Origin of the sequence: Acinetobacter lwoffii (assembly GCF_024129735.1) — a bacterium.
Classification (GTDB): domain Bacteria; phylum Pseudomonadota; class Gammaproteobacteria; order Pseudomonadales; family Moraxellaceae; genus Acinetobacter; species Acinetobacter lwoffii_H.
Genome location: NZ_JAMXXK010000067.1, coordinates 1 through 13079 on the forward strand (window position 1 = coordinate 1; position 13079 = coordinate 13079).

Here is a 13079-nt window from a genome sequence, read left to right on the forward strand (position 1 = left end):
GGCATTTTTGGATTTTTCTTGTTTTATTAAATATTTGATATTTATATTAATATACAAGTGTATTGCGTATAACGGCCATTATGTTAAATAGAAAATTTCTAGAAATAATAGAAAAGATTATTTATTAATCAAAAAATATCTTACTAATTAGTATAAATTTATTGCAAATTTTTATTTATATTTCCAATATATACAAATCCTTTAAATCAATGATTTATGGGTTTTTATATAACTTCAATATTCATGAGATATACAATGAAAAAACTGCTTTTGGTATCACTTCTTGGGGCTGTTGCAGCAACTACGGCCAATGCTGGTAATACAACAATTCAGCCATATGTAGGCGCTGGCTATACATTTTTAAATAACGATGATGTTGATGTACATTTTCTAGGCCTGAATGGTGGTTTGCAATTTAATGAATATGTTGGTGCTGAAGTATTCTGGAATAAATCTGTGAATGACATCGAGTTCGATGGCGATTTAGAAGAATTTGGTGTAAGAACTGATGCCGATGTTCAATACTATGGTATTGGCTTAACAGCTAAATATCCTTTAGCAAATAACTTTTATGCTAAAGGTATGGCTGGTTATGCACGTGTTGACCTCGATGTAGATGCTACTTTTCAAGGTTATACAGTTTCAACTAGCGAAGATGATTCAGGTTTAATCATTCAGGCTGGAGCTGGCTATAACTTCACTCCAAACTTGGCTGCAGAAGTAGCTTATACACACGTTAATGCGTTTGATGGCTTTAATGGTGTAAATGCTCAATTAAAATATAACTTCTAATTTGTTGAGTTAAAGAGCGAGGAGAAAATCCTCGCTTTTTTTATCAAAAGAGTATAGCTGAATGATAGCGAGCCAAATCGCATACAATATCTATCATTAGACTTAATGCAATAATTAAATGATGTTGTTATCATTAATCTAATAGAATTAAGATTAAATGATAGAAATGAATACACGTATTTATCTACGAGCTTCAACTAAAGATCAAGATGCAAAAAGGGCTTTGCAGATTCTTCAGGATCTAAACCAAAACTTGAATTTGGGTGAAACCATTGTGTACGTGGAAAACTATAGTGGTACGAAGTTAGACCGACCTGAATTGAATAAGCTGCTGTCAGAAGCAAATCAAGGTGACACCTTGTTGGTTGAAAGTATTGACCGATTATCACGCCTAACCCAACAGGATTTTCAAGAGCTGAAGCGCAGGATTCAGGAGAAAGGACTTCGATTAATTGTGGCAGATCTTCCTACTACCTACCAAATGATTCAAACCAGTGACAGCATTACTCATTCAATCCTGGAACTCATCAACAATATGTTGATTGATCTCCTGGCAACAATGGCCCGCCTGGACAATGAGAAACGTATAGAACGTATTAAGCAGGGCCTGGCACGTTCGGGTTACAAGCCAACAGGTAAGAAAGCCAATGAGGCTAAGCACAAACGAATAAAAGAATTACTAGCAGCAGGCAATATGACTAAGGAAGAAATTGCCAAAGCAGTGAATTGTGGAGTTGCAACTGTTTATCGAGTTGCTAAAGTCATTTAAAAAGGCTTGTATCAGTGCTTCCCTTATGTCATATCTATTTACAAAGGAACAAGGCATTCTTAAAGATCAAAAGAAGGGATTAATGATGAAAAAGCATTTGATTTTCCTTGTTTTTATAGTGATGGTTTTTATTTTAGCTCTAGTTGTAAAGATTAATAATGATCATAAAAAAGGGCAAGCATTAAAGAAATTGGAACTAGTTGGAAAGCAAATCCATTAGGTAAAAATTGACTTATACTTATTTAAATAACGCTAATAACTAAGCCCAAAGAACACCTAGACCCAGTGCTACACACGCTTAGTTTTTTATATTTTAAAAGAGCATTTTAGCAAATATCATAAAAGACCGATCTATTCTCAAGCCGGTTTTTTATATCGCCGAGCATCATGGCTTCATCATAGATATATGAATATTAAGATAAATAAAAAGCCCTATAGTCTCTCCCGTTACTATAAGGCTTATAAAACGCTGTAATTTTTTTCTTAATTACCTACTTTTCGATGTAAGTTATGAATATATTTTACCTATTGGTAAAAATAAAGATATAAGACAAAAGACGAATACGTTAGGAAATCAGTTTAGAAGCTATTAATTTCGTATAACCGCCATTATGTTAAGTGGGTATGTTTTTCCGCTGAATAGTGAATTAAGAATGCTCTATAAAATCATTTGTTATTTGCCTTTTAAAGAAGGATTTATCTATGGGAAAGTGGCAATTAATACTTTCTTTACTTCATCTGACGTATTTGGATCTACTTTAAGCTCATTAACGGCTTCAATAATCCGTTTACGAACAGCTTCATTCTCTGGCAGTGAACCCTTAATCTCATGTTCTTTCTGAGTGAGTAGCGAAGCATTATTAAGAGCACCCAGAGCCAAAATTTGAACCTTTGGGTTCGTATCCTTTAAATAAGGAATAATATCGTCTGCTGCTTCAATTGGGTCTAAATTCGTTAGGGATACAAGAATTACACTTAATGCATCAGGGTTCGATTCATTTTGTTTCAACAAATCAACTAGCTTATGGATTTTATCTTCTCGTGAATATGTAGGGCTATCATTAATAGCAATCGTACTTTTTACCCATTTAGGAGGCATTCCATGAGGGAGATTGGGCGCATTGTTAGTGATACCGTCATTAGCATTAAGAGTATTACGGTTGGAACTGATCTTTTCTTGAGTTTCCATCAGCTCTTTACTATGTACATCATCACTTTTTTTGGCAAAAATAAAAAATCCAATAAAAGCTACTACGATTGCCGTAATAACTAAATAAATCAACTTACTATTATTTTTCATATTACCTACGTTTTTAAATAAGAATGTTGTTACATCAATAGAAAAAGCATCAAAGAAACTTTAAATTATATTATTCACCAATTAAATAGGCTCATTCAACGCTTTTTCCAAGAGTTGATATAGTGTAATAATTATTGAGTAAATAAGAGAATTAAGTTAATGAAATACTCAAAAGAAAAAATAGTAAAAGCCCTATTACTTGCTCCTTTACCACTACTTTTTTTCACAGCATTGCTATTTATCATAATGAATCGTGAATATAGTCTATATTCAATTTTTGTGGTTTTTGCAGGGCATGGTCTTGTTTACTTAGCTTATAGTATTTTGACAGTACCTTTTAGCTTTATGGTCTCAATTCTTTTAAATCGTTATAGTATTCTTAATTTGCTAACTATCTGTATTAGCTCTTTAATTATTGCTATGCCATTTTTTGTTCTTTTTGGATGGAGCCATACAGGAGAAGTTTCGAAAGAATGGTGGAAGATGTATACCGACACTTGGACTATCTTTATGGCTCTAATTCCAGGCTTGTCTTATTGGTTATTTTTAACTGATTTTAAAGTTAAAGAATTATTAAAGAAAAAAATAATATATTTCAATATATTAGCTTTTGTTTTGACTTATTTGTCTTTGTTTCATCAGAAATATACATTGATAGACCGGATAGTTGTAGACAAGCTTGGAAAAGTTGAAGTTATAGGAGGAGGATTTCCATTACAGTTTTTAGTAGATGGTGAAATATCTCCAGGCGGTAGTATAGCGCTAGATCCTTTAAATATTATTATAGGAATAGATCAATTCATTTTTTTATATTTTATTCTTGATTATTTATTTTGGCTTATGTGTCTTTTAGTCAGTTATGCGTTTTTTCGAAAGATAAAAGTGAAATTATAATGTCTAAAATATTTATAAAATTAGGAATTTTACTTGTAGGTCTATGTCTACTTCTAATCATTAATTCATACAAACAGAAATTAAATCATGATAAAGAGATGGCAACACAGACAACAATACTTTTCTTTAATTCACTTGCTAAACATGATCTAGAATCAGCAATCAAATATGTTTGGCCAGATGCGCGATTACATGAAGATTTAAAAAGTTCTGAAAGGTTTCTCTCTTTCAAAGACTCAAAAATTTTAGAAGTAGTAAGGATTAATTATGATTCAGCGGAAAGTAGACCTGAGTATTATCAAGAATTTTATAAAATTATTTCAGTGATGGTAAAAGTTAAAGTCGTCCATATAGATGATGCTGGTAGTCCAGTAGGTGACTATATTTTATTTATTACTCTTGTGAAACAATCTCCTCAATCTGATTGGCTAATTACAGAATTTGGTAGTGGGCCTTAAGATAGTAATTATAGAGAAAAGCTAAAATTAACATAATACACCTTATACGAAATGCGTTATAATTCTCTTGAAAATTCAACGCTGTAGTTCCTAGTTGATAGCCCGAACATCCCTGTTCGGGCTTTTTTTATGATTTTTCACGTTCCACGCCTATTCTTTGATCAATGTTCCATAACTTTGTTCATATGAGTTAAACAATCGTGGTTAATCATAGGGTCTAAAAAAACGGCTCCAAAAGCCTCTTTTTTCGGGTTCAGTCTCCACCTGTTCAGGGATCGTAACCCGTTTAGCCTCAGCAGTAGTCAATCCGTCATGTTTAGGCTGAGTTTGAATCTTTGCTTCTACAGGAGCTTCTTTTGGTTGAGTAGTCAATCCATCATAGTTCGACTCACTTTTTGACCTAGTATCTGTTGCTATATCTAATTTTGGGTCGATAGAACTAGTTATATAAGCTTTCGGAGCCTCTAGTAAGCGTTGTATCGCTTCAATTTGCTCATCTTTAACGTGTAATTGATCATTTTTAGCTTTTAGTTCCTCTCGTTGGAACTGCTCACGCTCATGAGCCTGTTCAAGCTGTTTTTGAAGCATGTAAACCTGTTGTTCTAGCAGGTGAACTTCTGACAACTTTCGTGTTTCAGTTGTCTGTGAACTGTTTACATTTCTGGATGGTTCACCAAAGACTCTAATAGCTTCGGCAAGATCAATTTTACCGTCACTGTTCTTACTTAAATTACCTTTATTAATTTGCTTATAAATGGCTTGACGAGTTATTCCGTAGAGGTTTGAAAGCTCAATAACAGATAGTGATTTCATCTTATGATTTTGGTTGTCTATTATGTAAACTAAGATACATTAGCAAGTAGTCAACCGCTACACACAATTGATCTTTATGCCTTAAAACCTAAATTTTTAAGATGAGGAATAAGTTGTTTTTGTTGGATTGGATCTCGCAGCATATCCTTAATTTTAATAGCTAAATCGTCATAACTTTCACCTTGTTGTGCTAGGTGAGATACTTCATGTAAGCGTGAAAGCTGATTACCGAACATATTAATTTGTGAATCTGTCAATTTATAAAAATTATTCTGTTTGGATTTATGCTCAATACTTTTTGATTTTTCTTTAAACGTGAAATGAATGTGTGTGACTTTTCGACCTGTCTTTATTTGCTCGTAAGATACATTTAAAGGGCTATGTTCATTGATTTGATCTACAGCAGTATCAATAACCCATCTCTTTAAATCAGCAGACAATGGATATCTTTTCCCTAACTCCAACATACCTCTTAGAGCTTCGATGGAAATCTCTCGTTTTCCTATGGAGCGATATTGCGTTAATAGCTCATAAATACGAATAGCATATGCGCTACTCATACCAGCAATGTCAGATAGAGAGTACTTAGTAAATTCACGGCTTAGATTAGAAATGAACGGCAAAATTTCTTTAGAAAACCGAATTCCTACAACACTTTTACTCTCTAAAAATCGTATGGATTGAATCCATCTCATTTTGATTGATTCATCATCAATAGCTAAATTGATTGATCTGTCATATAAGCGGTTTACACCATCTTTTAGATCTCTATAAGCTGTTTTTTCATGAACCCCAAGTTTTTTTAAATCATCAATAGTTACGCGATAAATTTCATCATCGGTAATATCTTCAGCCCGACTAATCTTACTAATAGCTGCTAAGACAATCCGTTGTTCTGTCGAGCTCAGTTGATATGAAGCCTCAATTACTTGATTTGATTTAACTACCAATTCTTTTTTAGATGTACTCATCATTCTTATTTCAAGAAATTAACTATGAGTAATATAATTCCCTCATAGTTGGTAGTCAATCCCTCATAGTTAAGTAGTCAATCCCTCATAGTTGGTAGTCAATCCCTCATAGTTGGTAGTCAATCCCTCATAGTTAGTATCTGAAAGCCTTTCTGTTAAAGCCTTTCAGATAGCCTAAAAGATTTAAAAGATTTAAAATATATTTAAAAAGAGCAAATTGAAAAATTGCCCTTGGTTTTCGCTACGCTCAAACTCTATTGAATCTCGCTTTCGCTCGATTCGCCGGGGCAATTTTTGAATAATATTTTCGTGACTTTTAGAAAAAGCAAAAGCAACTCGGAATTCGCTTCGCTCATAAGCTTTTTTGCTCGCTACGCTCGATCTGGAGTCAACTTAGGAGACGTAATTTTCTGTTTTTGGGAATTTATAGACTGAAAAAATTGTTTTTCAGGGAGTCTAGGCGCAAATTTTGGTATGTTCGCTCGTAGACACTCGCTCTGATATAGCGATTAAAAGCAAAAAATAGGGGGGTAGGTGCGATTTTTCCACTGATTACCAACCTAACCTACATTCAGAGATAAAACAGGCTTAAAACGCAAATGAGAGCAATTTAAAAGGTAAGGGCTATTGCAATGCAATAGCCCTTGAGGTTGAATTAATTCCAGATCCAAAGAAATAGAATTAATGAAGTCAAAGTAAAACCTTAACTTCTTTAAATTGAAATAGCCTAAGCCATTGATATAACTTAATAAAAACAAATAGTTTATGTTTACTATTCTCAAGCTGTCGTAAATTCTCAGTAACCACACTGAAACGACACTTTCAAAAGTAAATTAATCCTAATGAGTTTTAAAAAGTTTAAGTTTTACATGGTCATATCCTCTTGCGCTGAGGAGTGCGTCAGTAGAAAAAAGCACTACTGAAAGGCTTTTCAACTGTAAGGCTGTTGAAGCCATCTTTATCGAAGGAAAGACTACCTTTTCGTCAATTTGGTGACGAACCTAGATTGTTTTGATTCGTTGTGTTTACTCACAACGCTGAAAATAACCTTTTCAGGGGTGATACTTAAGTGCATCAGCCTGTTGACTTACTTCAACTAGAAAATATCTACGGATTCCGTCCGTATTCAACTTCGCTTGTAGTGAGGGCGACCAAACCCTTACCCACTTTGTCGAACTGCTATAGAAACCACCCATAACAAAATATTTTCAGTTCTCTTTTTTACTTGTGACCACTTACTCTGCTTAGCCTTTCGTCCTCAGAACTTTTTAACAAACCCAACTTTTTACCTAAATTTCCTGGCGGACTTTTGGTCCTTTAAAATGTTGTTTACGGTTTGACCGTTTACTTTTTCAGAAGTTACCCCAAAAAGCTCGTTTTTGCCCTAAATAATGCAGCTTGTGAAGCTGCTCCTACTTGACTAATCTCCCAGTGGCTAAATCGGCTATGAACCGAAACAGTGCTTTGACAAAATCAAAGCTGACCGTGCTCGCAATCGCACGATCCTGCGCCACCTTCCCCATTTATTTCCAACACTACCTGACTGCTATCAGCCTTCCTATAACTTCTAAAGCCCTGCTCATTTAAGAGCTGTCACACGCAAGTCGTCGTTCCGAAAACTCACTTAACAGGTGTCCAATGCAATATGTCATCGGTTTCTTTAAAAATCAGGATAAAGCTCCTACAATCTTTCCCACTTGCTTCACACTTTTCGGTTTTAACCGAAAAGCCAGAAGCTTGTTCGGTTGAGCTATTCATAGTTCACCTGCATTTCTGCAAGATCAACAAACTTCGAGAACAATGTTCCCAGCCATTTGCTACAGATTCCCAAGTTCTACTAGCGCACGTCTCGCTAGTATTGCTCTTTCACTGCACTAGTCCCCTTAGTGGCATTTCTTAGGCGGTATTCCTACCTAAGAGAGGATGTATTTACATCTTCATGTTGGCTTTCATGGTCGCCCAAAGACCACACAACTTGTCATATAGACGGTTGTGCAAAACAGATTTCCTAAAAAGGAACGGGTAGAAGACGTATTGATGCTGTGTAAGTGGAACACTTACACAGCAAGCAACCGTCAGCCCCCTGCGTAGCGCGACCGAGCCATTTGGCATGGCAGTCCGCTTCGCCGAGAGTGGGTATAAAACTACCCTCCTAGTAGCGTCAGACAATTTTTTTGTCTGTCTAGGAGAGCTAACAAGTGATTAAAAGAGGGATGGTCAGCCCCCCTAAATCAAGAGAAACAGGGGAGTTGGTCGCCCCCCCTGCTTGAAATAAGTCAAACAAAAAGAGCACATCCATCTTTAAAAAAAAGAGAACTTGTTTTTAAAGAATGTCGTCTACTGATGACTAATTTAGGCTAAAAAAACATCGGGGGCAACGAATTTCTCGCTCATTTTAGGAACGACTTAACTACGAAATTTGTCGCCCCCGAAACGGAGCAAAGCTCCGTTAAAAAACAGCAAAGCTGTTTTTTTCTTTAAAAGCCTTGCTATGCAAGGCTTTACAAATAATGGCTTTGATTTTTATCAAAGCCATTCCATTTCATCTTATTTACTATTACAGTTTTACTACTACGGAATTTTTTAAAGAAGGTAGGGACATGATTTTTTATGCTACATCAGATGAAATTGCCATGATTGGCATCTTAAAATGCGTGTCCATTGGTAAAGCTACGTTCTATATAAAAGAACTGATTGATTTGGATAACACCCAAGGGGCTTTGACCGCTTTAATTCAGAAATACAACGTGTCGATTGGTAAAGCTACGACTTCACCTGAACAACCCTGTGCTGGGCACCTGGTTGTTCAGATGAATCAGACTTTGCTCGCTAAACGAAAGTGCATGGTTTATCTATTGGTGACGTTGCCGATTGCTGTCCGTTCCCAAGCTGATGTTTATAAAAAATTGGTTGAAAATCTTGAAGTCGTGGAAACAGCTAAAACCACACCTGAGCATAGAAAAAAAATTGCTGTGCAATGGCAGAAAGACTTCATCAAAAAGGCTTTTACTTCTAAAACAAACCCAAACCCTGATAATTTTTTTTGTTTAGAGTGGGAGCATGAAAGGCTCTACATCTACACTAAAGATCAAATTAGAAAACTGGTTTTACGCAGGGCTGAATACACAGATCAGCAAAGAAAAAAGCAATCAGCATTGGACGCAAAACGAGTTGAAAATGGTGAAAAACCTAGAAATCTCAAGACAACTCGTTGGACTTGGAATTTAACTCCTCACTATTCCAAATACCTGAAACGCATTGCTGAATTAAAAATTGAGCAAGCAATTACGGCTAAAAAATCTCAAAAGAAAGCTGAAATCGAAAGACAAAGAAAATTTGAGAATCGTAAGGCTACATCTGAAAATAAAACGGCAAGTTCTCCGACCAAAAAAGAAGTAAGTCGCAGTTCAAAGCTTAGTCCTACTGAGCTTGCTACATGCGTGAGTGATGCTGTTTTTCTAGTGAAGTACATGCCAGCATTTAGTGGTACTGCGAGTGATGTAGGTAAAATTGTCAGCGAAATTGAATGGCGTTTTAATAGTAAAGGAATTAAGCAATCCAAAGCTGTTAGAGCCAAAGATGGAAAAGCTAGAAAAATAGACTTGCCGATTACTAACGCCTTTAAAGTTAAAGAATTGGCAAGTCGAGCAAGGTTTAACGCTTCTAAGTTTGAGTTTAAATATCATTCTTTTGAAGAACTCAAAAATGCTGTTGAGAGCTATAAAGAGGGCTTAAGTGAATCTCAAATAGCCCAAAGGGAAACAGAGATTCTTTCCCTTTATGAGCTTGAGCGAAGAAGAATCGCCAAGAGCCTGAAACAGAAAAATACTGAAGGGGCGAAGCTCAATCGCTACAAAGTTGATCTTAAAATCAAGGGAAGCCTTGCAAAACGGATTTTGAAATTTACCGGTTTTAGGACTACGGCACCGATTAACCGGAATGAAAAGCTCTAAACGTGATTTGGACACTATAGAGAGGTTCTAACAGTCAAATTTCGTATAAGAGATTTTATGTTAAATTACTAACTATAAATTCTATTTAAAACATATATTTATTTGTCTTTTTACATTAATGTCTTAAACTGGCAAAATGTAAAATCAACAACTTACATCAAATCTAATTGAATAAATCCACATTACAGTTCTAAACTCAATGGATTTTTCAGTTTAGAAAAATAGCGGTTTTTTACAATATAGTTGTAAACCTAGCCTTTCCAAATTGGTAAAACTTCTTCAAAGGAAACTAGATAGATGGTTTGGAAGATGAACTCGTTTCATTATGGTTGGTATTTTCACCGTTACCCAATCTTTTTGTTTCTGTAACTGCTTGAGATTTTATTAAAATTACAATACCTAAAACAATAATACCAACCACAAGAACTATTAATAGAATTTTATTCTTTTTCATAAGATTTTATAAAAACTGCCCAAATTTAAAATTGCAATCTTTTGCAGATGTGTATTGAGAAACAGCTCACCCATTATCTAGGGTTTCATAGTGTGTACCGGATACATTCTAAAATCTTTTATCACTTTTAGGATCAACAAACCCTGCTCTAACACGATACCCACTTGGGTTACTTGAATTATCTGTTCGTTGGTTGCCATTAGTAGCTTTTTGATCTGTTTTTGCATATAGATTTTTATGTACACCTGTTAAAGCATCATAAGAAATAGATTCGTTATACCAACCATATCCAAAACTTGGAATATATGCTTCTGTAAAATTTGACATTTTTTTTAATCTCTCTTTGTTTACAACTATATTGTTAAAGTTTAGGACTTTAATGTCCAGTTTACGTTTGTGTTGTCAAATCACATTATTTAATAGTTATGCCATAGTTTTTCTTATCATATTTAGCTACATAAGGAGCTACTTCGTGATTAATCTTTTTATCACTTTTATCTAGGTATGAAAGTTTTATCGAATCCTCATTATGATGCTCATAATTAATGGCGTATTTATATTCTGAATAAGGATAAAGAGTACCTAAACTATAAGTTTTTTGAGCGCTAATATAAGTTATTTTAAGGTCGGTAATTGGGTAATCAGTCTGATTTTTAATAGAAATATATCCAGTTTTTTCAAATGGCTGGCATCCTATAAGTAGAAATAATACAAGACAGTAAAATAGGCTATTCTTCATTTTGATAGTTCTGTTAAATTGGCCTTATGAGTTTATTAATAACGATAACTTGTGAGATATCACAGCTATTATCTACTTCTGTTATCCAGGAATAATTGTTTTTTTCTAAAGGGTAAGATTGTCCCCCTCCATACGCTGCTTTATCACCCAGAAAATAAGTATCTGAATCTACTTTTAAACTATGAGTTTTACTATCCCAATTTATAGTTTTCGTAGCAAAAATTGGCAGAACTTTAGAGCCATCAGTATGTTGTAGGTATAAACATTTGCCTTCCCTAATAAGCTTAGCTTCACCATAACTTGCATTATCTGCTCCACCTGTGTATTTGATGCGTGGAATACTTACATTTGAATCAATTTTTTCTGTAATTGGACTACAGGCTACAAGCGGACTGACTAAGAAAAATACAAATTTTTTCATATATTGAAACCTGTATGAGTATTTAATGCTAGGGTAATTAAAACAAACCATATCAGAATAATTTGGTCATGAATTGTATAAAAATTTATAAAAATAGGTAGGAGGAAAACATGAGCATGAAAATTCAGTTTTATATTTTAGGATTCAGTTTGTTTTTTCTAAATGGCTGTTTTTTCGATACTAATGAAATCAATAACAGCAACAATAAATCCAATATCGATCCATCAGTATCCGCTGAAAATACTAATATCAAACCTATGAAAAGCGACTATAAGCAATTTTTTATTTTAGCTAAAGATGTAAGGTTTGATCCAAATTTAGCTCAACTAGAAGCAATCTTTCAAGGAAATTTAACTCTTCATAATAATTGCTTATCTATCATAGTAAGAGGTGATAGAGAAACTATGCATACTCTAGTCATACCTAAACAATATGAGGTCTTTTTCGATAATTATAATAAGGTGATAGGTCTAAAAAATATTAAATCAAAAGAGCTTTATAGATTAGGTGAGTCTTTACAATTTTCAGGAATAGCTTTTGATGATGAAAAAATGAAGTTAGGTGAAAAGCTACCTGATTACTGTCCTCCAAGATTCGCTTTACCTGGAAGTATTGAAAAATTAAAAAAATAACTTATTCGTCATTTTAAATCTACAGGCTTAATATTACTTCATAAAGAACAAGGCTTAGTTCTCGTTCTTTATGGATGATTTTTCAAATCATTCAACATAGCATCACGCAGAATTTTGTTCATTCGTGTCTGATAGCCTTTACCTTGAGCCTTTAACCACTGCATAACATCGGCATCAATGCGAACAGTTGTCACTTGTTTAGTTGGCTTATAAAACGGATTTTGAACTGCATTTTTCCAAAAGCTTTCATCAAGTTCAGGAATATCCGAAAAGTCTATTTCACTGTCTGGGCGTTTAGCCAGGGCTTCGAGTCTTGCCTTTTGTTCTTCAGACAAAACAGGAGACTTATTCAAATCCATTTTGTAGGTAACGATTTTGCTCATATTGTTTCCTCTCTTTTTTCTCTGCCTGTCGTGCGGAAATAATACGGATATGATCAATCCCATTATGATCTTGTACAGTATGAGCCACTAATAAAACTGTTTGGCCGTGTACGAGACCTATCGCTTGCCAACGATATTCACCATTTTCAAAGCGATCCTGTTTGAAGACGGCATAAGCATCATAAAAAACCAATGTTGCATCTTCAAAAGCTACACCATGTTTTTTGAGGTTTGTATCTGCTTTATGCTCATCCCATGAAAACTCAATTTCCATAGTTGCATCGCTTTTTGTTAATATAAAAATGTTAATACAAAATTGTAAATTTTGCAAAGTTCTTCCATTTTTTATTGGCAAAAGCTTACAGAATCGAACATAAAAAAGCCGACTTGTTTCAAAATCGGCTTTTTGGGCATTTTTGGATTTTTCTTGTTTTATTAAATATTTGATATTTATATTAATATACAAGTGTATTGCGTATAACGGCCATTATGTTAAATAG

Annotated in this window: 14 protein-coding genes and 1 pseudogene; 7 read left to right on the forward strand and 8 right to left on the reverse strand. The window is 34.4% G+C overall.

Annotation, left to right across the window (positions count from 1 at the left end; translation table 11 throughout):
• Window positions 1-255 precede the first annotated feature (255 nt).
• Entirely contained in the window at window positions 256-792 is a 537-nt protein-coding gene (locus tag NI469_RS14340) for a porin family protein (RefSeq protein ID WP_253175583.1), read from the forward strand.
• A 157-nt stretch (window positions 793-949) separates the two neighbouring features.
• The gene (locus NI469_RS14345) at window positions 950-1561 is read left to right on the forward strand and encodes a recombinase family protein (protein WP_180012178.1); all 612 of its coding nucleotides are present in this window, start codon (window positions 950-952) and stop codon (window positions 1559-1561) included.
• A 700-nt stretch (window positions 1562-2261) separates the two neighbouring features.
• Here the strand turns inward: NI469_RS14345 and NI469_RS14350 are convergent.
• Complete coding sequence (locus NI469_RS14350) at window positions 2262-2861, reverse strand: HEAT repeat domain-containing protein (RefSeq protein WP_111886104.1); 600 nt, start codon at window positions 2859-2861, stop codon at window positions 2262-2264.
• A gap of 159 nt (window positions 2862-3020) precedes the next feature.
• Here NI469_RS14350 and NI469_RS14355 point away from each other — a divergent pair.
• From NI469_RS14355 to NI469_RS14365, 3 genes and pseudogenes are all read left to right on the forward strand, one after another.
• Window positions 3021-3431: pseudogene (locus NI469_RS14355) on the forward strand (hypothetical protein); the annotation flags it as partial.
• Between the two features lie 30 nt (window positions 3432-3461).
• Entirely contained in the window at window positions 3462-3755 is a 294-nt protein-coding gene (locus NI469_RS14360) for a hypothetical protein (RefSeq protein ID WP_227504502.1), read from the forward strand.
• A gap of 98 nt (window positions 3756-3853) precedes the next feature.
• Window positions 3854-4213, forward strand: a complete 360-nt coding sequence (locus NI469_RS14365; protein ID WP_224223039.1) for a DUF4829 domain-containing protein — start codon at window positions 3854-3856, stop codon at window positions 4211-4213.
• 204 nt (window positions 4214-4417) lie between these two features.
• On the opposite strand, the gene NI469_RS14370 is transcribed toward NI469_RS14365, so the two are convergent.
• Both NI469_RS14370 and repM read right to left on the reverse strand, forming a co-directional pair.
• Entirely contained in the window at window positions 4418-5026 is a 609-nt protein-coding gene (locus tag NI469_RS14370) for a plasmid replication DNA-binding protein (protein WP_005261246.1), read from the reverse strand.
• A gap of 74 nt (window positions 5027-5100) precedes the next feature.
• Window positions 5101-6000, reverse strand: a complete 900-nt coding sequence (repM, locus tag NI469_RS14375) for a replication initiation protein RepM (RefSeq protein ID WP_005261238.1) — start codon at window positions 5998-6000, stop codon at window positions 5101-5103.
• 2507 nt (window positions 6001-8507) lie between these two features.
• Between repM and NI469_RS14380 the strand changes: the two genes are divergently transcribed.
• Window positions 8508-9950, forward strand: coding sequence for a hypothetical protein (locus NI469_RS14380; RefSeq protein ID WP_253175584.1), 1443 nt, complete (start codon window positions 8508-8510; stop codon window positions 9948-9950).
• 562 nt (window positions 9951-10512) lie between these two features.
• On the opposite strand, the gene NI469_RS14385 is transcribed toward NI469_RS14380, so the two are convergent.
• From NI469_RS14385 to NI469_RS14395, 3 genes are all read right to left on the reverse strand, one after another.
• A complete protein-coding gene (locus tag NI469_RS14385) occupies window positions 10513-10731 on the reverse strand; it encodes a hypothetical protein (RefSeq protein WP_228260134.1) in 219 nt (72 codons plus the stop codon).
• A gap of 85 nt (window positions 10732-10816) precedes the next feature.
• Window positions 10817-11143 carry a hypothetical protein gene (locus tag NI469_RS14390; RefSeq protein ID WP_005098935.1) on the reverse strand — a complete coding sequence of 109 codons (327 nt, stop codon included), beginning with the start codon at window positions 11141-11143 and terminating at the stop codon, window positions 10817-10819.
• Window positions 11144-11156: 13 nt separating this feature from the next.
• Window positions 11157-11564 (reverse strand): hypothetical protein, encoded by a 408-nt coding sequence (locus NI469_RS14395; protein ID WP_253139435.1) that lies wholly within the window; start codon window positions 11562-11564, stop codon window positions 11157-11159.
• 110 nt (window positions 11565-11674) lie between these two features.
• Here NI469_RS14395 and NI469_RS14400 point away from each other — a divergent pair, with 110 nt between their 5' ends.
• Window positions 11675-12196, forward strand: a complete 522-nt coding sequence (locus NI469_RS14400) for a hypothetical protein (RefSeq protein WP_005098939.1) — start codon at window positions 11675-11677, stop codon at window positions 12194-12196.
• A gap of 68 nt (window positions 12197-12264) precedes the next feature.
• Here NI469_RS14400 and NI469_RS14405 read toward each other — a convergent pair whose 3' ends face one another.
• Both NI469_RS14405 and NI469_RS14410 read right to left on the reverse strand, forming a co-directional pair.
• Window positions 12265-12579 (reverse strand): BrnA antitoxin family protein, encoded by a 315-nt coding sequence (locus NI469_RS14405; RefSeq protein WP_005098941.1) that lies wholly within the window; start codon window positions 12577-12579, stop codon window positions 12265-12267.
• Entirely contained in the window at window positions 12542-12853 is a 312-nt protein-coding gene (locus NI469_RS14410; RefSeq protein WP_004728473.1) for a BrnT family toxin, read from the reverse strand. Before NI469_RS14410 ends, NI469_RS14405 begins: the two co-directional genes overlap by 38 nt.
• Between the last annotated feature and the right edge of the window lie 226 nt (window positions 12854-13079).